We start from the raw sequence: 24,472 nt of genomic DNA, 5'->3' as shown, positions 1-24,472 counted from the left end.
ACCGATTATGGTAATAAAAAAACGGTCATGGTTTTGGGGCCATGAGCACCCAACACCAGCGACTGTTCGATATCGGCAGTTTTGGATGGTCCGGCAATGAAAACACCAAAATCGTACTGCCCCATGGCTTGTACTTGTTGATAGGCAGCATGCATGTTGGGTAGCAACGACTGCAGTGGCAGCAACACCGCCAAATGCTGACAAATAAAAGGCAGAGCACGAAGCTTGTATTGTGCTTCCATTACCCACACAGCGCCATTTTCGGCTACGCCAAATGCAGCATCCATCAGGGCAATGTCCACATTTTGCAACATTGCTGGTTCTTCAAACGCTGCATCAGGCAAAGCCTGAAAACCTTGTACAGTAGCCGATACATTGAGAATATTGCTGTTGTCATCAAATGCCTGCAATATGGTAGCCGTTGCATCTTCGCCAGGTAAAATGCGGATGACACGCCCACCAATGCCCGACAAGGTTTCGACAAACTTTTGCAGCGCATCCCACTGTGCGGCATGTGCAGGCAATTCCAAATCGGGCAATGCAACAGTGGCCGGTTGATTGGCTTTTACTTGTGCTAATATTTTTGATCTGGATGACATCAGGCTTTCTTGTTTTTGGCGTACCACTCACTAAACGATTGCTTTGGCGGCGCAGGCATTTCCCGCTGTTTGTACCATGGGTTCAAACTGTTTTTCACCACAAACGGCGACAGGCGCAGCACGGTTCTGGCAGCTTTGCCCGCAAGGCGGTACAACGCAGGCTTACCCAGCAACCATCCGGCCATTTTCATCGACACTGCTTTGCCTTTCGGGGCAAGTCCTTCTTTGTACAATTCCTGTCGCCATTGATACAACTGTTCGTGAATATCAATTTTTACCGGACATACATTTGTGCAAGAGCCGCACAGGGTACTTGCAAAAGGCAAATCGGCATGTTTACGCATATCGAGATTGGGCGCCAGTATAGAACCGATGGGACCACTGATGGCATACTTGTAACTATGACCACCACTGCGCCGATACACCGGGCATGTATTCATACACGCACCGCAACGAATGCATTTCAGTGAATTGCGAAATGCTTCTCTCCCCAACTGACGGCTCCTGCCGTTATCTACCAGCACTATGTGCAACTGCCTGCCGGGTGCGGGTTTGCGAAAATGACTGGTGTAGGTTGTAATGGGCTGCCCGGTAGCACTGCGGGCCAGCAAGCGGGTAAATACGCCGAGGTGCTGCCGCTGCGGAATCAGTTTTTCGATGCCCATGCAAGCGATGTGTACATCAGCTAAATGGGTTCCCATGTCGGCGTTGCCTTCATTGGTACACACTACCACTTCGCCGGTTTCCGCTATGGCAAAATTGACACCGGTGATGGCCACATTACGGGTCAGAAATTTTTCACGTAAATGAATACGGGCTGCACCAGTGAGGTATTGCGGATCAGCATTGCCTTTTGGTGTGTGCAAATGCTGATGAAACAATTCACCGATTTCTTCTTTTTTCCAGTGAATGCAAGGTAACACAATATGGCTGGGTGTTTCGCCGGCCAATTGCACAATGCGTTCGCCCAAATCGGTATCTACCACATCAATGCCATGCTCATGCAGGTATTCATTCAGCCCACACTCTTCGGTGAGCATGCTTTTGCTTTTTACAATTTGCTGCACTTTGTTTTCCTGCAAAATGCGGTGCACAATGGCATTGTGCTCTGCAGCATCAGCAGCCCAGTGCACACTGGCGCCATTGGCCAATGCCTGTGCTTCAAACTGCGTCAGCAGGTCGTGCATATTGCTCAGTACATGTGCTTTGATGTCGGAAGCTGTTTGGCGCAACCATTCCCACTCAGGTACAGACCACGCAGCCTTATCCCGCTTTTGCCGAATCCACCACAGGGTTTCATCGTGCCAGTTTACACGATCTTCATCCTTGTTGAATTGTTGGGCCAATTCAGCATGCGGTTGTGAAGCTTTATTTGGATGTACACTCATGAATAGTTATTCAATTTTACTCAGGCACCATTCAATATTTCTGCAATGTGCATCACTTTAATGGGGCTTTGCTGTCGTTTCAAAATGCCTTCCAAATGCATGAGGCAACTCATGTCTGCACCGGTAATCACTTCTACACCTTGCCGCTCATGATCGGCCACTCTGTCTTTGCCCATTTTGGCACTCACCGATTCTTCAAATACACAAAAGGTACCGCCAAAACCACAGCATTCATCTTTGCGGTCAAGCCTGGCCAATTGCAATCCTTCTACCATGTGCAGGAGTTGCTCTGGCTTTGAAAATGGTTCCGCTACCAACTCACTCATTTGCGACAAATGCAAACCGCGTTGCCCATGGCAGCTTTGATGCAAACCTACCCTGTGCGGAAATCTGGCGTCAATGGTTTTTACCTTCAGTACATCCGTTAAAAACTCGGTGAACTCATACACACGACTGCGTATTTGTGCAGCAGTTGTTTCATCTTCATGGTTCAAGTGCTGTTTGATGTGCAACACGCAACTACCCGACGGACCAACAATGTAATCGTAGCCACGAAATGCATCCACTATTACCCGGTTGCAGCCCGCTTGCTGGTCTTCAAAACCAGAGTTGGCCATGGGTTGTCCGCAGCAGGTTTGGTTCGGCGGAAACTCAACAGTACAACCCAATTTCTCTAACACCTGCATGGTGGCGATAGCTACCTGCGGATAAAACTGATCTACATAACAAGGCACAAACAAGGCCACCCGCATATGCTATTCTTTTATAAATGCTTTTCGTAAATCTTCTACCTGTTCATCGCTAATGGGTACCATTTCTCCCAACGATGCAGCCAGCACCAAACTCTTGGCACTAAACTCTGCTACTTCAAGATAATCGAATGTTTGCAGCAATTTGTCGCCCGTCACCAATATGCAGTCGTTCTCAATCAGCAATGCCGGACATGATTTTGACAACTGACCTATGATGGCTTCTGATTCACCAAATTGTTGTCCAAATGGAATCTTATGTACATCCTGCAAAAAAATCCAGCTTTCAGGAATCGTCCGCACATTGAAGTTGGCTTTGCTGCTGGCAAATGCCATGAGGTACGTAGACTGTGTGTGAATGATGCTGTTGATGTGCGGATGTGTTGCGTAAATTTTTTGGTGCATGAGCGCACTGCGACTGGCTACTTTGCCCGGCTCGGCGCAACCGTCTTTTATTTGTACCACATCGCTGGCTTGCAAATCCCAACGAGGCACGTCGGTTGGTGTAATCAAAAAATCATTGCCCCGCCAGCGAACGGAAACCGTACCGTAAGAACTCGTCATGAGGCCTTGTGTGCAAGCCCTGCGTACAATGTTGCAGATTTGATGACGGATAGCCCGTTCATCACTCGGATGTTCGGCTTTTTCCATCACCGGGAGCTGCACCAAATGGTCATCAAAATCATTGATTTGCTCGTTGGTTAAAAAATTGGGTGTACCCACCATGCTGGCATACAAAATGGTGCGGGCACTAAACTCCAGTGTTTCAAAACGCAGGAAGGCATCTGCCAAATCGCTGCCCCCTACTACGGTGCCATGGTTTTCCATTATCACTGCGGAAAATCCTTTCTTGAATTCGTCTGCAATCACATCGCCCAACGCCGCACTTCCGGGCAGGCGGTAATCGGCGTAGCCAATAGGACCACACACTTTTCTGGCTTGCAAAATGATGTTGGTATTGGGAATTTGCCGCACAATACTAAACGACACCAATGCCGGCGGATGTGCATGTATAATGGCTTTTACATCGGGCCTTGCCTCGTAAATAGCTTTATGAAAAGGAAATTCGGAAGAAGGTTTGTGACGGCCAATAATGCTGCCATCCACTTTTACACACACAATGTCATCAATGGTCAGCGAGCCTTTATCTATGCCGGACGGCGTTACCCAAATATCACCCTGCTCATCTATCACCGAAATATTGCCACCAGAAGTTGTTGTCAATCCGCGGCGGTAAATGCGGCTGATGACCATGGCGACTTGTTCACGGGGGTGTTGCCAGCTGGTATTTAAAATGTTGTCCATATTAAAAAAGAGTTGCCGGCATGAAGATGATACAGGCTGCTATGCTGCCGACGATACACATAGCAGCATGCAGAATTATGGTAAAAAATCAGTGGTCATAATGTGTCAGTTTCAACAAATTGTGTGGAATGGGTTGTGTGTTCCAATGTGTGTGAATGGCCAGTGCCGCACCAATGGCAGAAGCTTGTGCCACCTGCGAAGCATACACTTGCACCTGCGGATAAGCTTTAGCCAACAACTGCATGAACAGCGGATTGTTGCTAAAGCCACCATCAACAAACAATTTGCTAACCGGCTCACTGCCTCGCAACACAAATTGTAGTGCATGCACTTGCTGTGCTACCATATCGAGCATCAATTGATGATAGGCTTCGGTTGCAGTAGCAAACAAGGATAATTCCCGGTGAGCAAATGCAGCAACACTTACATTATTGAGTACGTCATTGCTTGCTGGTGCTATGCGTTGGCGTAATGCTTCCAGCAAATGGTCGTCAGCATTGATGTGTTTGTAAAAATCATCGGCTTCGCCAAAATGAGCAGCAATGCGTTTGGCTTCCTGCTCATGAAAATGCCCTGCAAAAAGGCGGGAGGCTTTTACAGGCTTACCCTGATAGCTGAGGTAGCACAAACAATCATGCTGCAATTGCTCATCGGTCAGCGGTGATGCGTTAAAGGGATTCAATGCAATACACCAAGTGCCGGTAGACAACAATACAAATGGTTCTTGCTCACAAGCCAGGTAAGGAATCAATGCGGCAGAACTATCGTGCAAACCAACGCCACAAACAAGGGTATGCGAATGCACATCACAGGTATACACGGCATCAGATGGTACGATAGCGGGCAATTTCTCAAGCATCCCTTCCTGTGCCACCCATTGCTGATAGGTTTGAGTATCAAAATTCCACAGGTTGGTATGGCAGCCAATGCTGGTCATTTCCGACACCGGCACTTTGCTGATGGCATACGCCAGGTATTGAGGTAAATGCAACGCATATTGCACTTGTGCAAACCGATCGGGCTGTTCGTATTTCAACCGGTACAATTGCATGCCTGAATTGAGGTTGCCCAACACAGGTGATGCAGCCGAACGGGAAAAAGCCACTTCGCCACCATAGCTATTGTAAAATTGTTGCTGCAAAACAGGATTGTATGGCTTCAGGTAGTTGTACAGCGGAAAGACCGGCTCTCCAGCAGCATTGATGTATACAAAACTGGCACCGTATGCCGACACGTTCACCGCTTTTACCTCGTAATCGGTCAGCTGAATAATTTGCTGCAAAAAATCGCCCAGCAATTGCTGGAGCTTGGGCAAATCATCGCAAGGAAAACCATCCTCGTCGGTTACTTCTGCCAGCTGTTGCGCATACTCGGCTACAATGTTGTAGCCTTCATCTATCAGAAAAAGTTTTTTGTTGGTTTTACCAACGTCCAGTATTGCTATAACAGGTTGTCGATTCATTGTACACGGCCTTGTTGAAGAAAGGCTTCATTCAAAAACTTACAAACCGGTAGCAACTGTGTTGCTGCCACGTTCGTCTACCAATGCTTTCCGTACGCCTGCATTTCTATACAGCTGCAAAGGTTGCAATGCGGCACCTGCCCGCAAACGAGCTTCTGCTACCAGCGGCCGCACATCGGTACGATAGGCTTGTTGCAAAATTTCCTGTGCCTGCGTTACGTCGTTGTTGAGCTGTGCTACTTTCAGTGCAGCAGCATCTACCAGCAAAGCCTGCGCATATGCCAGCATAATGGCTTCCACACTTTGCAGCAAATCTTCCAGCGGATCTTTCAGGTTGTGGCTGGCATCAATCATCCATCCTAAATCGGTGGCGTGGTTCATGCCCCGGGCATCCATGCCTTCTACCAGTTCTTTAAAAATGAGGAATAACTGATACGGATTGATGCTGCCCACTGTCAGGTCATCATCACCATATTTCGAATCGTTGAAATGGAAACCGGCCAGTTTGCCTTCCATCAACAACAGCGATACAATTTGTTCAATGTTGGCATTGGGTAAATGGTGTCCCAAATCAACCAGCGTGTAGGCTTGCGGCCCCAGCTTGTTGGCGTAGAGCAGGCTTTGGCCCCAATCGCCAACCGTCCTGCTGTAAAAATTGGGTTCAAATGCTTTGTACTCTACAAACATTTTCCAATCGGAAGGCAATGCTTTGTAAATCACCTCGAGGCTTTCAAGCGTGTTTTCAAATGCATTGCGAAAATTGAGTTGCCCCGGAAAACTGGAACCATCGGCCAACCAAACCGTGAGTGCTTTTGAGCCCAGCGCATCACCATGTTGAATCACATCAATATTGTGTGCAATGGCTTGCTCCCGAACGGCTTTGTTGACATGCTGCAACGAGCCAAACTTGTAGCTGAGTGGTTGCCCCGGCTGATCCTGAAAAGTGTTGGAGTTGACAGCATCGAATGACAAACCAAAACTGCCAGCCAGTTCACGAATGGCGGTGTAATCTTTTGGAATATCCCATGGAATATGCAATGAAATAGAACCGCTGCTGTTGTTGAGTGCATGCAGCAATCCTACGTCTTCAATTTTTTCTTCGAGATTGCGGGGCTCGCCGGCGCCTGCAAAACGACCAAAGCGGGTGCCGCCAGTGCCCAAGGCCCAACTGGGAATGGCCACATTGAACGCCATCAGTTTTTGTATAATGGCTTCTGCCTGATCTGTTTCTTGCAATACTGCATGCAGGCGGGCCCGATGTTTTGCCTGCAGGCTTTCGTTGTGTTGTGCTATGTGGTTGGCGGCGATACGCATGATAGTTGTTTTAAAAAATGAATCGAATCAGCGGGCTGGCTGATGTGCATCCGCAAGGGCTTGCATCAGGGAAGATAAAATACTTCCGGCAAGGGAGTGCTGACGGGAGAATTGTCGGGGTTGCTTTGCATGATGTCTTTCATGTAAGCCCACCAACGTTGCATAATAGCTTGTTGTGGCAATGCATCGAGTGCTGCAGGGTCGCTGGCTTCGAGAACGCCAAACAATGTGCGTGTTTCTGTATCAAGAAAAATGCTGTAGTTGCTTACACCAACCTGCTTGAGCAAATCGGCCAGCTCTGGCCATATCTCATCGTGTCTGCGTTTGTACTCTGCTTCCTGTCCGGGATGCAACTGCATCTTAAATGCTCTCCTTGCCATCACACTCTTCGGTTTAAATGGTAGTTAAAGGGAGCCGGGCAAAAGCGCCAGCCCGGTTAACTATCGATGCTTGCTTATGAAAAAAAGTTCTGTTCTTATCTGTAAAAGCCCATGGCCACCCCACCATCTACATTGATGGCATTGCCCGTGCTTTTGTTGAGCAATCCGCCCACCAATGCAAAGCAGGCATTGGCAATGTCTTCGGGCAAAATCACTTCGTTGAGCAACGTACGCTTGGCGTAGTATGCAGGCAATTCTTCTACAGTAATGCCATACGCTTTGGCACGACCTTCAGCCCAACCACCAGCCCAAATATTGCTGTCCGCAATGACGGCATCAGGGTTCACCATGTTTACCCGAATCTTATCGCCGCCCAGCTCTGCAGCCAGCAAGCGTGTAAGGTGTGCCTGACCTGCTTTGGCAGTACCATAGCCTGCATTGTTGGGGCCTGCCACCACCGCATTCTTCGAAACGATGTTGACAATATCGCCACCAAAACCTTGCTTCCGCATGATAGCTAATGCTGCTTTGGATACGAGGAATTGACCTTTTACCAAAATATCGTAGAGGCGATCAAACTCTTCTTCGCTGTGGTCGGCAATGGCTCTTGAAATACTGATGCCTGCATTGTTGACAATGATGTCAACACCACCAAAAGCAAGGCTCGCATTTTGCATGGCTTGTGCTGCAGATGCAGCATTGGTTACATCAAGCAGGGTAACAGCCACCACATCTTTACCAAACAGTTTTTGAAATTCTTTGCTGGTTTCTTCAAGGCGTTCTGCATTCACGTCGTTCAGCACTACGCAGGCACCTTCTTCCGCATATTTTTTGGCAATGGCTTTACCAATACCACCACCACTGCCGGTTACCATGGCCACACGTCCGCTCAATGCTTTGGGCTTGGGCATGCGTTGCAACTTGGCTTCTTCGAGCAACCAGTATTCAATATCAAAAGCTTCCTGACGGGGCAACGACGTGTATTCGCTGATGGCTTCAGCACCACGCATCACGTTGATGGCATTGATGTAAAACTCTGCTGCTACACGGGCTGTTTGTTTGTCTTTGCTAAAAGTGAACATACCAACGCCGGGATAGAGAATCACCACCGGATTGGGGTCACGCATGGCAGGACTATTGGCATGCTTGCAGGTATTGTAATACTCTGCATACATGTTGCGGTAAGCTTCAAAAGCCGGCGCCAGTTGAGCTTGAATACTTTTTACATCTGTGAGGTCGGCATCGGGCGACAGCTCCAGTACCAGCGGACTGATTTTGGTACGCAGGAAGTGGTCGGGGCAACTGGTACCAAGTGGTGCCAGGCGATCCAGATCGTTGCTGTTGATGAATTGCAACACTCTTTCGTCATCTGTAAAATGACCAATCATTTTTTGGTAGCTGCTGCAAAAGCCACGCAGAATGGGTGCAATAGCAGCGGCTTGCTGTTGGCTATTTTCCGCAGGCAATGAATCGATTTTCTGACCACCAAACACAGGTGCATCTTGTCCTACTTTCGACTCAATGTATTCTGCACAACGCTCTACCACTTCCAATGTATTGATGTAACATTCGTAAGCAGTATCGCCCCAGGTAAACAAACCATGCGAACCCAGCATGATACCGCGGATGCCGGGGTTGGCATCGAGGCAGGCTTTCAACTGCAAGCCCAAATCGAAACCGGGACGCTGCCATGGTACCCAACCAATGCTGCCGCCAAATAATTCCTGCGTGATTTGCTCTCCATCTTTTGCAGCAGCTATGGCAATGGCTGCATCGGGATGCAGGTGATCGATATGCTTGAATGGCAGAAAGCCGTGCAGCGGTGTATCAATAGAAGGCGCTTTGCTATCGAGATCGTAAATGCAATGGTTGAAAAGGCCGACCATTTCATCTTCCATTTCCAAACCAGTGTATATGTTTTGCAGGCTGCGCAAACGGTCTACATACAGCGCTGCCAAACCACTCTTTTTGAGGGTACCAATATCGCCACCACTACCCTTTACCCACATCACTTCGGTTTCGGTACCGGTGAGAGGATCTTTGGCCATGGCCTTGCAAGAGGTGTTGCCACCGCCATAGTTGGTGAGGCGCAAATCGGCCCCCAGCATATTGGAACGGTAAATGAGTAATGCTACTTCATCGCCTTCCATGCTGGCCGCTTTGGCTTCATCCCACAGGTAGCTTACGTGTTTAAATTCAGTTGTAACTGTTGACATATTCAATGTGTTTCGAAAAAACTAGATTATGGTTTCATGCTATTACCCCAGCCCACCACCAGTACAGATGCAATGATGATGAGGATACCGGCTATTACTGTAGCAAATGTTTTTTTGTTGACGCCTTTCCATTCTTTCAGCACCAAGCCCCATGTATTGGCAATGAGGATGATGAAGGCCATGTGCAAAATCCATGAGCTGGCACCGTTGCCCATTTTGCTTTCGCCCATGCCATAAAAGAAAAATTGTAAAAACCAAGTGGTACCTGCCAATGCTGAAAAAAGAAAATTGCGCAGCAATGGTGTTTTGGTATCGGTGTAGTTGCCAAAAGTTTTGTTGCGGGCATTGAGGGCCATGCACCAAATAAAATTGGTGGTGAGTCCGCCCCACAGCAGCACTACGTAAATCACGTTGTTGAGGTAGAGAAAGTTTCCGGTTTCGTTGGGGTTGGCGGCTTTCCATGCTGCGTTGGCTACATCGGCCATGGGCTTTCCTGCTTCAATACCAAAATTGAAACAGGCACTGAGCACACCAGATACAATGGCCACAAACATGCCAAGGCCAAACTTGTATTCCGTTTTTACTTCCATGCCATGCGGGTCGGTAGCTTCGGCCTGTAGTTGTTTTTCTTTCATGGTACCGGCCTTGCCACTTACAATGATACCAATCACACAAAGCAGCAAACCCGCCAACACGGTTTGTCCCCAACTTTCTGCAAGCATCATACTGAATGTGTCTTTGCCTTCGGCAGGAAACAGGTCGTAGTAAATGGAAGGAATGAGCGAACCAAAAACCATACACAAACCAAGGATAACGCTGCTTCCCAACGACACTCCAAGGTAGCGAACACCCAAACCATAGGTAAGGCCGCCAATGCCCCAGAGTATGCCAAAGAAATAGGTATAGCCCAGCACCGAACTATCGGCCTGTGCAATGATGTCTGAAAAATCTGGAATGGTTAAATACGCAGCAATAGGTGGCACAATGAGCCAGCTAAACAAGCCGCCAACAATCCAGAAACTCTCCCACGCCCAGCCTTTCACCCGCTTAAACGGTATGTAAAAACTACCCGACGCAAAGCCGCCTAAAAAATGAAATAAAACACCTAGAAAAACCTGCATGAGAACAATCGCTTTTTTACAAATGGCCAATCAATCAATCTGATGTCAAAATAAACACTTGTACAAAATGGCCTATCATGCACTGTCATGATAGCGTTTGCGTAGTTCCATTCTTTTCGGTAGGCTGGCTTTGCCTACCTTTACGCTTCGCATTTAAGTTGCCCATTAACGATTCTATTCATGTACCGCCTATGAAAAAACCGGTCATTTATCAGTACCTGCATTTTGATTACTATTCTGCTACGCCCAAGTATTTGCAGCTGGCCAATTGTATCATTAATGCCATCAATGAAGGCAAGATTAAAAAAGACGACCCGCTGCCTTCGATCAACGAGTTGAGTTTTGAATTCGAGATATCGAGAGACACAGCCGAAAAAGGCTACAAACATTTAAAGGCACTCGGAGTGCTGGGCTCTGTACCTGGCAAAGGCTATTTTATTAAGTGTACAGAAGTAGACCAGGAGTTGAAGATTTTTCTGCTCTTCAACAAGTTGAGTTTTCATAAGAAAATTATTTACGATGCCTTCAGCCAATCATTGCCAGCAAAAGCATTGATTGATCTGTACATCTACAACAATGATTTTTCGCTGTTCAAAAAACTCATTTACAACCGCAAAGAAGATTATACCCATTTTGTAATAGTGCCCCACTATACCGATGGCGAAGACAATACGGCTGAAGTGCTGAGTGTGTTGCCCAAAGACAAACTCATTTTAATGGACAAGTTGCTGCCCGGTTTTACCGGCGACTACGGTGCCGTGTACGAACAATTTGATAAAGACCTGCAAGCCACACTGGAGCAGGCCTTGCCACAGTTGGAAAAATACCAAACTATCAAGCTCATTTTTCCGGAAGATTCTTATCACCCGAGAGAAATTATCCGTGGCTTTACGATGTTTTGCCGGCAGTATGCATTTAACTACAAAGTAGTACACCATATAGAAGAAGAAGCTATAGAAAAAGGTGATGTGTTCATTAACCTCATGGAAAATGATTTGGTGACACTCATCGAACGCATTATGGAAAAGAAACTAAAGCTGGGCAAAGAAGTGGGTGTGATTTCATACAACGAAACGCCGTTGAAGAAAATCATTCTTAATGGCATCACGACCATTTCAACCGATTTTCAGAAGATGGGCGAAACCGCTGCGCAAATGATTTTAAATCACAACCGCCAGCATGTACACAATCCGTTTTACCTCACCCTGCGCCAATCGCTGTAAGTTGTTCAACTATGCTGTGGCGCTTCATGGTTATACTGCTGGCAAGTATTACAGTTGCACTAACCGCTGCAGCACAGCCGGCAAAAGGCAAACTTGTAGCAGCCATATCTTTTGGCAATAGCTTAGACAGCAACCTGTGGCAGGCAGACATACTACGCAATAGTCACAATCGTGTATTTACGCAGCAGGATACGCTGTGGCTCGACTGTGCAGATGGTGTAACGCTATGGTTAAAAAAATCATTGCCCCACTCTTACATCATCAGTTTTGACCGTGGCTTTCCTTCAGATACATCCGGTGCCAACTATCGCCTCAGTGATGTGAATCTGTTTTGGCAAGCCACACCAACCGATACAGCCAACCCCAGTGGTAAACTGGAAGGCTACGACCGTTGGCGGTTGTATTACGCCGGCATTGGCGGCAATTACAACAGCACTACCCGTTTCAGAAAATACGATGGCAGTGGTAACCGCTTACTGTTGCAAGAATATACACAACCCAACTACCTGCTACAACCCAACACCGTGTATCATTGTACGTTGCTTGTACAACCACCGCTTACACAATTGTGGGTGAATGATCAATTGTGGTTCAGCTATACCGATGCACAACCGTTGCGGTACGGGCTGTTTGGCATACGCAGCACCAAATCACATCAATGGATCACTAATTTCAATATATGGTTGCCAAAATAATTGCCACTGCATTGTTGAGCATCAGTTGCTGTGCAAGCCATGCACAAACGTTCAGCATACAGCAACATGCCAACAACAAACGTTACAATATTCAGTTTGGCCGCGATAGTGTAGCGCAGTTTTGGTTCGATGATACATTGCGTCGCCCCTATCTGCATCGCATATTTGCACCAAACCAAGTACTCATCAGCCGTGGCTATCCGTTGATGCCCTTGCCAAACGATACTACAGACCATCCGCATCAGGTAGGTGTGTGGTTTACCTATGAAGATGTAAATGGCAGCGACTTTTGGAACAACTCTCCCTGGCCTGCTGCCGACCGCAAAGGGAAACTGGGCAGCATTGTGGTAGATAATCTGTTGTCGCAAACAAAAGGCGCAGCAGCCATATTGCAATTTCATGCCCGTTGGAAAGACAATCACCAACAAGCCATTTTATTAGATACAACGACCTTGCATTTCAGCAAACAAGCCAACTACTACATCATCGACTGGACAACAAAACTTACAGCACTCAAGCCCGTAACCTTTGGCGATGTAAAAGATGGAACCTTTGGCATAAGGCTTCGCCGCGAATTACAAATGCCGTGGAAAGGTGAACAATCCGGCGCCAATGGCAACTACCTTTCTTCATCCGAATTTACAGGCCACGAAGTATGGGGCAAGCGGGCCAATTGGGTAATGCTGCACGGACAAGTACAGCAGCAATCTATCAGCGTGGTGATTATAGATCATCCCAAAAATGCACACTACCCTGCATACTGGCATGCCAGAGGTTATGGTTTGTTTGCCATCAATTCGCTGGCGCAAAAAAGTTTTGATGCCGGCAAACCTGCATACTCAACCAGATTACAACAAGGGCAAAGTTTACAACTGCAATACAGGCTCGTGATAGCAACAGGTACTACGCCCCTACACAAAGCTACCGTGGAGCAATTGGAAAAAGATTTTAGCCGTCAATAGCTTAGAAGAAAGGCTGTAACCCTTCCCATTTTACTTGCCAATTGGCATTTTTAGGAATGCCGGGTTGAGTTTCGGTATTGCCCTCAAAGCCAGCCAGCATCAATGCTACGGCCGTAAGTACTCCACCATTGCCCGGCAGGTACAAGCGTAGTCTTTCATCCTGATAATTGTGGCCATTGGGTAAGTATCGATTTGTACGAATGGGCATGAGCAATGCATCTACCGCTTTATCGGGCATGTTCAGTCGTGTAGCCGTCATAGCCGCCATTGGAAAATCCCAGCCCCAGGTATCGTCCCATGTCCATACGTTCCAAACATGATTGAATGTGCGGCGCATGGTTTCTTTGTTCAGCATGCTGCTGGCGGGCAACATACCGAGTGTACCATATACCGCCGGATGATCGGTTAAATAGCGTGGATTTGTGTAGCTATCCGGAGCACTTTCTGTAGCGAGGTAAATGCTATCCTGCACGGGCAGCGGCGACAATTTATGGAGCACATCATCCCATTTTGTATGACGTGGCAAACCCAAGCGAACCCGCCATGCCTGTGCCGTGGTCAATGCCCAATGCCAGTAATGCAATTCATAGGTGGGGTTGAAAGTTTGTACAGCTTCAAAACGTTCTTGTGCAGGTATTAATCCCGGGCCTAAAATATACCGACCCTTGCTGCTATCGTACCACGCATAGCTGGCCATGAAATCGGCAGTGGCAAAAACCAAATCGCTATAGCGTTTGAGTACGGCTTTATCATTTTTGCTTTTGTACAACAACTCTGCAAACGTGATAAAATGTGGTTGTTGCCAAATGAGAAATGCGCCTACAGAAGATGGACTTTCATTGCCTGCATGATCAACCATTTTCTGCCAACGTACGCCTTCATACCCCTGACGAACAGCAATGGCTTTTGCTTCATCATACACGGTCCGGTACCACTGCATGCTCTTTTCCAGCAACTCAGGCCGGCCCCACAAAGCAAAGTGAACACCATGCCACCAATGCATTTCCAAATGTGGTTTTCCAAACCAACTATTGTAAGTCAGACCGGTTTCTTGTGGCGGAAAATTGCCGGCACACTGTACTTTGGTAAGGTATTGCGACAACACTACCCTACGTTCTATTTCAAATGCCCGTGGATCTTTACTATTGCCAAAATCTACAGCACCACCGCTTTGCCAAAATACCTGCCAGCCCTTGGTACTACTAGCTTGTACTTCATGCCATTTGCAGACTGATGTGGGTAATGCCTGTGCAAATTCCAACGACATGCCAAATGTGGCGCCATCGGTGGGTGAGATAGAAAAATGATGTGGTGCTGTATTATTGACTATTGCCTTGCCTGCAAAAGTGGCTTGCGCAAAATAGCGGGTGCTATCCAATTGATGCTGCCAAACCGCCTGCTGATTGCTGCTTTGAATCAACTCGCTGCGGTGTTTATCGTTGTGCTGGTAAACAGCACCGCCATCGGCCCATTCACCCGTTGGATAAGGAAATGACAAAATGAAACGAAGTCGTTTTTGGTGTATCAATGCGGAAGTTACCTGCACCGCAATGGCATCCTTTTCCTGATGACTCATGGTTTGAACATACACGGGCACACCCTCCAATTCAAAGCTGCTGTGTATAATGCCTGTCCACAAGTGGAGCGTCTGCTTTATGTTGCGTAAATCTGCGGACGTGGCAATGCTGCCATCTTTTTTGATGAGTTCAAAACCCAGGTGACCTAAGTGCAACCGATGTGGATTTTGCCGAAAATAATCGCCAGCTTGTTTGTTGCGAATGGGCTCTTTTATTTGTACACCATAGCTCACTTTTCTGCCATGCAAATTGTACTCCCGCAATGATTCTTCGAACCGGTATTGCTGTTCGTTGGAAAAACTATGCCAGCCCCATTCGCTTTGTGTACCCAGTGGCACGCCTTTTTGATAGCGTTGCGGAAATGTTTGCAATCCGGTAGCATCCACGGTAAAAGCAAAAGCGCCATTACCAACCGTCAGCGATTGCAATGAATCGAATGACGACACCTGCACATTGTGCCTGCTGACAACCGCTTTCCGGTTGATGGGTTGTGCTACTGCCATCAGCGACAACAAACAGCAACCAATCATTACCCACACATGACGATGACGCTTCATAAAATGATGACTGAAGTGATTATGGTTTCAGAAATGCTTGCAAGGGCATCTTCGGCAACGCTTTGATACCAGCAGCTACTTTGGCTGCATTCAACTCAGCACCCGGCAAACTGGTGTGGGTATGATCACCAAAGAATAAAGTATTGACAGTAGCTGTATCCATCTTTTCATAAGCAGCGGCTACCAATTCGTTCAGGTCAATAAAGTAAGCACCATTTTGCTCAGCAATTTGTTTGGCCCACAAACCATAATCCTGGTTGGAGCGACGGATTTTTCCTTGCTGCCAATTGTTGCGTGGCACTGGCGAGCACACAATAGCGGTAGCGCCTTTTGCTTTAGCATCGGTCACGTATTTACGCATGTACCAACCGTAAGTGTGCACCACTTCCTGCACTTTCCGTATGGGATTGTAAATCTCCTGTTCTTCATCACCAATGCCACGTATCGTACCACGGGCACGGGAAGTATCATCCAGGGGGCCGGCATCGTTGTGGCCAAACTGCATGATGACAAAATCGCCAGGTTGTAAATTATTCATGATGCGATCCCACCGGCCTTCTGTCATGAATGTGCGGCTGCTACGGCCACCAATGGCATGGTTCTGTATTTGAATACGGGTTGTATCGAAGTATGGATGCAGCACCGTACCCCAACCCCACTGTTTATTTTTTCCTGTACCATCTCCATTGCGAACGGTAGAGTCGCCAATGATGTACAACACAGGCTTGCGTTCTGTTTGTACCCAAAAAGCTTGTAGTACTATAGCCGTTGCCAGCAACAAGGTTGTTCTCCAGATAAAATTGCGTCGTTGTATCATATTGTCTTTTTTAAATCCTCTGTAAATGATTCTGCTGTGTTGTGCATCAGTCTAATGACTTCCGCAACGATTGTAGTTCTTTTCCTAAAGCACCAACACGCATTTCTTGAGGATGATGATTGCTGTTTCAGCTTACGCTTAACAATGGCAGTTACTTATTTGCAAGTGTAGTATTTGAAGCCAAAGCTTTTACTTTTTCTGCCACAGAAAAGCTGGTGTGTGGCGGTTGGTTGTAGGCCACATTTTGCCAAACAATGCTCAATCGATACTGACGGTCTTGCAAAAATGTAGTGAGTTTATGTGGCGTTGGAATGGGTGTTGAAAAAATGCGTAGCTCATTATTGTCAGCAGTTCGATATATCAATTCTTCCCGCCAATCGCCCCATATATCTGCACTTAAAACGGGGTTTGCCTTGGTGCCATTGTTACTAACGCAATTGTATTGACGAGCATCAAATATGCGGACGGCTTTATTGCTGGCAGTGTCCCATCGTTCGATGCTTGTGCCATTCAATATTTCGCTGTAGGCATCGCCATCCCAAAACATGCCCATGTTGCAAGCAGGTGCTCTGTCAGCAATTTTATTGCCCTTAATATCGAACACACCTGTGATACCAGCACCTGCCACCCAACACTCTGCACCTTCATAGCGAGGGTCCATATCTATTGCCAAACCACGGCCCGGGCCTTCGCCATCTTCACCAGCTTTTACAGAGGCTTTCTTCCAAATAATTTCACCCGTTTTTGCATCCCGCAGATTTGCGCCGGCATCACCAAAACGTTCCTGAATGTGAAACACTTCCAGCCCCGGACGTGATGGATCGAGATCGCTTACATGCAATGCATCGCCATGGCCAATGCCTGTTGTGTACAAACCTTTACCGTCATCATCCACAGTCATAGCACCATATACAATTTCATCTTTACCATCATTGTCTACATCGGTTACTGTAAGATTGTGGTTGCCCTGTCCGGCAAAGTTTTTCATGCCGTTATCAGTATCAAACACCCAACGAGATTGCAGTTTTTTATTGCTGAAATCCCATGCAGCAATTACTGTTCTTGTGTAATAACCCCGACACATAATCACACTCGGATGCTTACCATCGAGGTAAGCAACTGCTGCCAAAAAACGATCCATGCGATTCCCGTATCCATCTCCCCAAACAGCTTTCAACTCTTGCTCGGTTGGTTGAGCGTTGGAAGGATGTCTTGCAGGAATATAATCAACCGTGTGTATTACTTCGCCAGTCAAACCATTAAAAACCGATAAGAATTCGGGGCCGGCTAAAATATAACCCCGTTCATTGCGCCAGTCTTTTGATGAATCGCCAATGATATTGCCTTTGCCATCCATACTGCCATCAGCAGTTTTCATGGTCACTTCGGCTTTGCCATCGCCATCCAAATCGTACACCATAAATTGTGTGTAGTGTGCACCCTCCCGAATGTTTTTACCGAGATTAATGCTCCACAACAAAGTGCCATCCATTTTAAATGCCTGAATAATTGGCGGATCTGTAATACCCGCTTGTGAGTTGTCTTTGGCCCGGCCTGTTTGGTGCAGAATAATTTCATACACACCATCGCCATCCAAATCGGCGACGCTACCATCGTTGGGGGTGTAGCCTTGCGGCGTTTGTAACGGAATAGAGAAATACGGTTGCGCTTTTGCAGGCAAGGTAAAAGCTGCAGATGCCTGAGCCTCTTTTCCTTTCGAAACGGCTTTTACAAAATAGTTTTGTGTTTGTGTGGAGTCTGCTTGTTCATCTACAAATCCTGTTGTAGCAGTTACCAATGTGGTATTCAATTTTTTCGCTTTTCCCTTGCCTGTTGCTTTGTACACGTTAAAGCCTTCTACGGTTGCATCTTCCAGCATCCAGCGCCAGCTTACAAATACTTTTCCATCGGGCATGGGCACGGCACTTACTGCACGGTCAAGCTTTTCAGCAATGCGTTGTGCCTGGTGTTTTTTTGCCAGCAGCAAACACAACAACAACATGAAAGTGTGAGTTAATTTTTGCATGGCATTATTTTTTTGAAACAGATAATTGAATTTTCGCAGGTGCGTTTCTATCGCAAGTAATCCATCCGTTGGTAAGCGATAACTCGGCTACCTGAATTAGACTTCTTCGCTTTTCATATCCGTCTGTCGGATGATTTTTTCCCGGATGAATAAAGTAGTACACATAGGCACGGTCACCATTTACCAATACATCTGCATGGCCACCAATGGCTCCATCTTCTGCACCAGTACCGGGCTGTTCTAAAATTCGCTCCGGTTGTTTTTCCCATTGTGTTACATCTTTACTGCGGTACAAACTCATGCCGGCCCAATTGTCTACCAGCATCCAGTAATATTCTTTCCAGTAAAAAACTTTGGGGCCCTCACCACCTCTATCGCCCACCGCTTTGCCTTTGTCTGTCCAATGATACAAGTCGTCGCTGTCGGCATAGTAAATACTTTTTTTATCCAGCTCATTGTTGTACCACATTCGCCATCCGCCACCGGGCCGGGCTATTACACAAGCATCAATCACTCTTTCGCTGGCCAGCTTTACCACCGATTCAAATTTCCAGTGGCGCAAATCTGTGCTCGTTAGATGTACAATATCTCTGGGATGCTTCCAGTCGGTAAACACACCCGGCACGTAAGTGAGGTACATATGGTAAAGACCATTGTGCTCCATCACCTCCGGTGCCCAATGCGTGTAATCAGCTACCGGACGATATTGAATATCAGCAGTGTCAAGGTATTTCCAGTTGGCACCGTCTTTACTGGTGGCTATTCCAATGCGGGTGCCATGCACCCAGGTTACGCCATCCAGCTGAGGTTGATTGGCCCTTCGGTTGGTGTAAAACATATACCATGTTTGCTGTTGCTTATTCCAAACAATTACAGGGTCTGCAGCGCCGTCATACAAACTGTCTCTGTACAATGGCTTTGGTGCAGAAGCGGTAGTGGTATACAACGATTTGCACCCGCCCAGCGCAGCGCATACAACAAATACAATGAGTGTAATCTTTTTCATGATGGTTACTAAAAAAATAAGGCTATGGAATGTTATACCATTCATAGCCCTATTTATCTGTATCAACAAAAACTACTATAATTTAAAAGGAAGGTACCAGTTGTTTTTATCCATCAACCTTGCTCTTGTACCAGCAGCATCCGGAGTGCCATCTTTCAGCATTTTTTGATAGATTTTATCTGCCAGAAATGCAGGATCGTTTCTACGTAATGCTATCCGTAACAAGTCTGCCCAACGAGTTCCTTCAAAACCGTTTTCCAAAGCAGCTTCTTGTATCAAGCCATCTTCTATTTGCAATAAACTATCTGTACCGTTGATCGTATAATCCTGTACGTTGGCACGACCACGAATACCAAGGTTACGGTACCAATCGGCACGATAATAAGGCACACCGGTACCACCACTGTTACGGGCATCAAAGTTGAACGGATAGGGTTCCCACAAAGTGTTGTGGTATAGTGTAACATCCGTTACGCCAGATGGCGGCGGAAAGGCTGCAGCAAAACCGGAGTTGAACAATGCATAGGCAATCTTGTGTTTGCCAGCACGGTTGGCTGCTTCGGCAAAACGTAAATGCAAGTGCGTCTGCCGATATAAAAACCATTTGCCATTTTTTTGCAACGGGTTAACGGCTGTATTGGTCGCATAGTTGATGTAGTTGTAGAGGTATTTCATCACCACAGGCTTTCCGCCAATTTCTCTCCAAGAAAAAATACCACGGGCATCATAAGGCAAGAAACCAGTTTGACCAGAAATAGGACGCTGTGGAGTATTGCTCCAATAATCCATGGCTTGTTTGGAAGGCTTCACCAGATAATCGCCACCTACCGGAGAGAATAATTTAATCAATGGATTCTCTGGTTGAAACTTACTATCGAAAGGCAATACCCAAATCCATTCGTAATCGAATCCGTTATCTTGTCCACGCTGGAACATGTGTCGCCATTGTGGTTCCCACACCAGGCTAGTTGCATCGCCAGCTCTTGAGTAAGAGATGTAGTGATCTTCTGCACTACCATTCCAACCCAATTTGTATTGCATATAGTATCGGGCACCTTGCGTACCATTGGTTGATGTTTCCATCACTTCACGGTACTTAGTAGCTGCTGCAGTGTAGTTTCCTTTCCACAAATACAAATCGCCCAACAAGCATTTTTTATTCACGTAAAATTTAGCCGTCTGATATCCATCAGATGTAATATTCAACGTAGTACCTGCGGGATAAGGATCTTTAAATGGCAAGGCTTCTGTAAAAAGAATCAAGCTATCAATCAGCGCATCAAACGTGAGCTCAGGAAAGTTTGCTTTGTTTTTTACTTCATCTACAGTAGCTAAAGCACTGGTTACATAAGGCACTTTACCATAGTGTATACCTAACTGTAAATACAAAAATGAACGAAGGGCACCAACATCACTATACCGCTGATTATACTCTGCCTCTTTCATTTTGTTATCTCTCTTCATGAGCTGAAAATTCTTCAGCACATCGTTGCAATTCAGAATGAGCTCATAAAACGGACGTGGATTAGTGTAAGGATTATCGGCAGTTACATTGTGCGAACTTAGCTGACGCAGATACATATCTGCATTATCGGTATAGTTAAGCATATCACCTCTCAACTCATTCAACAAAACGTATTTGTCGGCCAAGCTTACAAACTTTCCATACAAGCCTATAATGGCGGCATCAGCATCATATACATCGCGGTACATGTTCACTTCATCCAGTACTTGCTGAGGTTCTTTGTCGAATGTTTTTTTACAACCAACAGCACCTGCCAGCAGCAAAGCCAACAGTACAATTGAATGACAGGATATTTTAAACGCTTTCATTTCAGATTTCTTTTTTGCTGTCAATTAATTACAAACCAAGTTTGAGGCCAAACATAGCACTGGCGAACTGAGGCGTAAGGCCCGTGTCGATACCTTGTGCAAAAACACTCGGGTTGGCACTAAACTCAGGATCGTAGCCGAGATACTTCGTAAATGTGAGCAGGTTGTTACCATTCAGATATACGTTCATATCCTTCACCATGCCCTTACCACTCATAGGTATATTGTATGCAATACTCAGTGTACGCAATCTCAGGTAAGCACCATTTTCAATCCATCGGCTACTGAAATCGGCATTACCCATTGGATCGCCATAGGTAGCTTTTGGCATGTTGGTGATTTGGCCATTGCTTTTCCAGCGGTTGTTGGCACTTTGCAGCTGATTGTTGGTGCCATTCATCGATTCCAGTTGATGACGCAAATAATTATACACATCATTGCCCGCACTGAATGTAAACAACGCTTCTACAGTGAAACGCTTCCACGAAAGTCGATTTGAAAAACCACCAATCCATGAAGCATTGGGGTTGCCAATTACAATCCGGTCATTCGCATCAATAATCTTATCCGCATTCAGGTCAGTGTATATCACATCGCCTCCGGTAAATGGACGAAGCGAACCATCAGCCATTCTTCTCTGCAAACCGGCAGTTGCTGCAGCAGCATCGGTAGCATACACACCATTTGCCTGCAAGCCAAAAAACTGATTGGCAGCAGCGCCTTCCTTGGTTATGATATCTGCACCAGCAAAACTTGTTTCAAAACTTCCTCCAGGCACGGTGGTTACCTTGTTTTTGTAGGTTGTTGCATTAAAGCCAATATCCCATTTCAGGTGTGCCTTATTTATGGCCCTGAAATTTACAGAGAGGTCAATGCCACGGGTTTGCATAGCACCGTTATTCGTGAGTACCGAACGCATGCCTGCGGTAGTAGGCAATTGCTCATACACCAGCATTTTGGTGGTTTTGTTTTGCCATACATCCGCAAAAAGTTGTAGCCTGTCGTTGAGTAATCCTACATCTACACCCAAGTTGGTGCGTTGTACATTCTCCCATTGCAAAGCAGGATTGCCAATACCGGTTCTTACCAAACCTTGCATGCCCAGCAAACTTTGCACAGTATATGTTTGACGGCTGCTATAATTACCAATATCATCATTACCGGTTTTGCTCCAGCTGGCCCGCAAACGCAGCAATGAAATAGCCGAATTGGCCATAAACTTTTCTGACGACAACAACCATGCTGCTGTTACAGATGGCATTACTGCAAATGGAATGTCATTAATCATGATTCCTTCAGTGGCTTGCTTGCCAAAACGAGATGATGCATCCATAGCCGCATTCAACGACAAGAAAAACCGTTGACGATAGTTGTACTCAGCATTCGCATAAATATTCATCCAGTTCCACTCGCCTACACTACCGCCCACCTGGCGCAACAGACTTACACCATTTTGAACACTTACCAATTCATCGGTAGCACTGTTAAACGTACGGGCAATGTCTTGCTCGGCTGAATTATTTTGATACCGCAAGCCGAGGTTAAGCTTCAGGTTATTTTTGGTGTTTTTATTATCGAACGAAATACGGCTGTCGGTATACAATGTAAATAGTCTTTTTACTTGTGCCCCAAGTCTACTTTCCAAAATGGCATTGCTCGTAGTATCGTCTTTCACCCCTTTTCTGGGTATGAAAATATTTTCCCGAACCTTATCATAAGTAACACCAAACAATGTACTGGCTGATACTTTATTACTGATTTGATACTTAAAACCAAAGGAACCATAGAAGCGATAATATTTATTGTAGCCCTGCATCAAATCAATTAATGCAGTTGGGTTACCAATACCCAAAGCATCTACATCAGCAGGGTTGGGAGAAACGTCTCCCACTGCATTTACCTCACGGTCTGTGTAAAAAGGTGCTTTTGTAAGCGCCAGAAATAAAGGGTTTGTATTGTTAGCAATGCCCTGATCTTTCAGGTTTTGCTCATTGTAAGTAAAAGACAAATTAGCCGAACCAGAGAAGCGTTGAGAAAAATTCATCTCCGCATTGAAACGGGTGTTATACCGTTTCATATCAGTTCCTTTTATGATGCCTTTATTATCCATAAAACCCATGCTCAGGGCATACGTTGCAATGTTATCACCACCTGTTACTTTCAAAAAGTAGTTTTGGTTGATGCTGTTTTGCAGCACTTTCTTTTGCCAATTGGTATTGTTGTGTGTTGCATAATATTCAGGATGCGATTTATCATCAATCATAAAAGGCATGGCTGCTACAGCGGCACTGCTCAAGCCTTTGCTTTGCAACATGTCTGCCAAATAGCTACGGTATTCTGTAGCATTCAATACCGGCAAAGCAGTGGGAGCAGCATTAGCACCAGCATACATACCAAAGTCGATTTTTGTAGCCTGCTGCTTGGCCCGGCTGGTAGTAATAATTATGGCACCATTTGCACCTTTGGTACCATAAACAGAAGATGCATCTTTGAGTACTGTAACGTTGGCAATGTCTTTTGCTTCGATGAACGCTAAGGGATTGGTGTAGTTATTGGCAATGATGGATTCGCCATAATCGTTGTAATCATAAATCATGTTGTCTACAATCAACAACGGCTTATTAGTGCCGTACAAAGAATTGAAACCACGCAAAAATAAATTGGCTCCTGCACCTGGCGCACCGCTACGGCGAACAGCATTGAGTCCTGACACACGACCTTGCAGCAAAGCATCAGGTATTTCCAACGGCTGATCCCATGTACCGTTCGTATTTACCTGTGCAGCGGCTGCACTCACTTCACTGCGCATTGGATTACCTCCCGGCATATTGATATTTTCATACACCGATTCTATTGACTCGGAATGCAAATCGACAGAAAGTTTCTTTCTGCCCTTCAATGGAACCAAGCGGGTTTGATAACCTTCTCCTGCAACCACTAGCTGTGCCTGCAAGTCGGGCACTTTTACTGAAAAGCTACCATCATTGTCTGTAATGTCGGCGGAAAAGCCAGCCACAGAAACCCGAACACCGGCGGCAGGTTTGCCTGTAGCAGCATCTTTTATGATACCAGTAACCAGTACACTCTGAGGTGCCGTTTTTACGGAATCTGCTTTTGCATTGCCCTGGCTTTGAGCCTGTGCCATGCAGCAACTTAGTGCCAGCAATGAGGTGGTTAAAAACTTACGCATTTCACTTATGTATTAAAAACTACGTTCACAATTGTATTCTACGAGGTTGGCT

18 protein-coding genes are annotated in these 24,472 nt (G+C 46.2%); 3 read left to right on the top strand and 15 right to left on the bottom strand.

Annotated features, from left to right (window positions below):
* Positions 1-5: 5 nt before the first annotated feature.
* From V7Q13_RS10635 to rhaT, 9 genes are all read right to left on the bottom strand, one after another.
* Positions 6-599: a LutC/YkgG family protein gene (locus V7Q13_RS10635; RefSeq protein WP_333800664.1), complete on the bottom strand. Its 594-nt coding sequence runs from the start codon at positions 597-599 to the stop codon at positions 6-8.
* Complete coding sequence (locus V7Q13_RS10630; protein ID WP_333800663.1) at positions 599-1,987, bottom strand: lactate utilization protein B; 1,389 nt, start codon at positions 1,985-1,987, stop codon at positions 599-601. Before V7Q13_RS10630 ends, V7Q13_RS10635 begins: the two co-directional genes overlap by 1 nt.
* 20 nt (positions 1,988-2,007) lie before the next feature.
* Positions 2,008-2,739: a (Fe-S)-binding protein gene (locus tag V7Q13_RS10625; RefSeq protein WP_333800662.1), complete on the bottom strand. Its 732-nt coding sequence runs from the start codon at positions 2,737-2,739 to the stop codon at positions 2,008-2,010.
* Between the two features lie 3 nt (positions 2,740-2,742).
* Positions 2,743-4,041: a class II aldolase/adducin family protein gene (locus V7Q13_RS10620; protein WP_333800661.1), complete on the bottom strand. Its 1,299-nt coding sequence runs from the start codon at positions 4,039-4,041 to the stop codon at positions 2,743-2,745.
* Positions 4,042-4,129: 88 nt separating this feature from the next.
* Positions 4,130-5,503, bottom strand: a complete 1,374-nt coding sequence (locus V7Q13_RS10615; RefSeq protein ID WP_333800660.1) for an FGGY-family carbohydrate kinase — start codon at positions 5,501-5,503, stop codon at positions 4,130-4,132.
* Positions 5,504-5,542: 39 nt separating this feature from the next.
* Complete coding sequence (locus V7Q13_RS10610; RefSeq protein WP_333800659.1) at positions 5,543-6,817, bottom strand: sugar isomerase; 1,275 nt, start codon at positions 6,815-6,817, stop codon at positions 5,543-5,545.
* Positions 6,818-6,882: 65 nt separating this feature from the next.
* Positions 6,883-7,197, bottom strand: a complete 315-nt coding sequence (gene rhaM / locus V7Q13_RS10605) for an L-rhamnose mutarotase (RefSeq protein WP_333800658.1) — start codon at positions 7,195-7,197, stop codon at positions 6,883-6,885.
* A 95-nt stretch (positions 7,198-7,292) separates the two neighbouring features.
* On the bottom strand, positions 7,293-9,413 hold the full coding sequence (locus tag V7Q13_RS10600; RefSeq protein ID WP_333800657.1) for a bifunctional aldolase/short-chain dehydrogenase: 2,121 nt from the start codon (positions 9,411-9,413) through the stop codon (positions 7,293-7,295).
* A gap of 26 nt (positions 9,414-9,439) precedes the next feature.
* Positions 9,440-10,534, bottom strand: a complete 1,095-nt coding sequence (gene rhaT, locus V7Q13_RS10595; RefSeq protein ID WP_333800656.1) for an L-rhamnose/proton symporter RhaT — start codon at positions 10,532-10,534, stop codon at positions 9,440-9,442.
* Positions 10,535-10,725: 191 nt separating this feature from the next.
* Here rhaT and V7Q13_RS10590 point away from each other — a divergent pair, with 191 nt between their 5' ends.
* Genes V7Q13_RS10590 through V7Q13_RS10580 form a run of 3 tightly spaced genes read left to right on the top strand, consistent with a single transcriptional unit; the run spans position 10,726 to position 13,414 of the window.
* The gene (locus V7Q13_RS10590; RefSeq protein ID WP_333800655.1) at positions 10,726-11,757 is read left to right on the top strand and encodes a GntR family transcriptional regulator; all 1,032 of its coding nucleotides are present in this window, start codon (positions 10,726-10,728) and stop codon (positions 11,755-11,757) included.
* A gap of 26 nt (positions 11,758-11,783) precedes the next feature.
* Positions 11,784-12,452, top strand: coding sequence for a DUF6250 domain-containing protein (locus tag V7Q13_RS10585; RefSeq protein ID WP_333800654.1), 669 nt, complete (start codon positions 11,784-11,786; stop codon positions 12,450-12,452).
* On the top strand, positions 12,437-13,414 hold the full coding sequence (locus V7Q13_RS10580) for a PmoA family protein (RefSeq protein ID WP_333800653.1): 978 nt from the start codon (positions 12,437-12,439) through the stop codon (positions 13,412-13,414). The genes V7Q13_RS10585 and V7Q13_RS10580 overlap by 16 nt, the downstream gene beginning before the upstream one ends.
* A gap of 1 nt (position 13,415) precedes the next feature.
* On the opposite strand, the gene V7Q13_RS10575 is transcribed toward V7Q13_RS10580, so the two are convergent.
* The 6 genes from V7Q13_RS10575 to V7Q13_RS10550 form a co-directional block, all read right to left on the bottom strand.
* Positions 13,416-15,548: a hypothetical protein gene (locus V7Q13_RS10575; RefSeq protein ID WP_333800652.1), complete on the bottom strand. Its 2,133-nt coding sequence runs from the start codon at positions 15,546-15,548 to the stop codon at positions 13,416-13,418.
* Between the two features lie 19 nt (positions 15,549-15,567).
* Positions 15,568-16,365 carry a rhamnogalacturonan acetylesterase gene (locus V7Q13_RS10570; RefSeq protein WP_333800651.1) on the bottom strand — a complete coding sequence of 266 codons (798 nt, stop codon included), beginning with the start codon at positions 16,363-16,365 and terminating at the stop codon, positions 15,568-15,570.
* A gap of 151 nt (positions 16,366-16,516) precedes the next feature.
* Entirely contained in the window at positions 16,517-18,391 is a 1,875-nt protein-coding gene (locus V7Q13_RS10565) for a rhamnogalacturonan lyase (protein ID WP_333800650.1), read from the bottom strand.
* A gap of 4 nt (positions 18,392-18,395) precedes the next feature.
* Positions 18,396-19,397, bottom strand: coding sequence for a family 43 glycosylhydrolase (locus tag V7Q13_RS10560; protein ID WP_333800649.1), 1,002 nt, complete (start codon positions 19,395-19,397; stop codon positions 18,396-18,398).
* A gap of 75 nt (positions 19,398-19,472) precedes the next feature.
* Positions 19,473-21,230, bottom strand: coding sequence for a RagB/SusD family protein (locus V7Q13_RS10555; protein ID WP_333800648.1), 1,758 nt, complete (start codon positions 21,228-21,230; stop codon positions 19,473-19,475).
* A 28-nt stretch (positions 21,231-21,258) separates the two neighbouring features.
* The gene (locus V7Q13_RS10550; protein WP_333800647.1) at positions 21,259-24,420 is read right to left on the bottom strand and encodes a SusC/RagA family TonB-linked outer membrane protein; all 3,162 of its coding nucleotides are present in this window, start codon (positions 24,418-24,420) and stop codon (positions 21,259-21,261) included.
* Between the last annotated feature and the right edge of the window lie 52 nt (positions 24,421-24,472).

The sequence above is a fragment of the Phnomibacter sp. genome, from assembly GCF_036803085.1.
Lineage (GTDB): Bacteria > Bacteroidota > Bacteroidia > Chitinophagales > Chitinophagaceae > Phnomibacter.
This window is presented reverse-complemented; position numbering and strand designations above follow the sequence as displayed.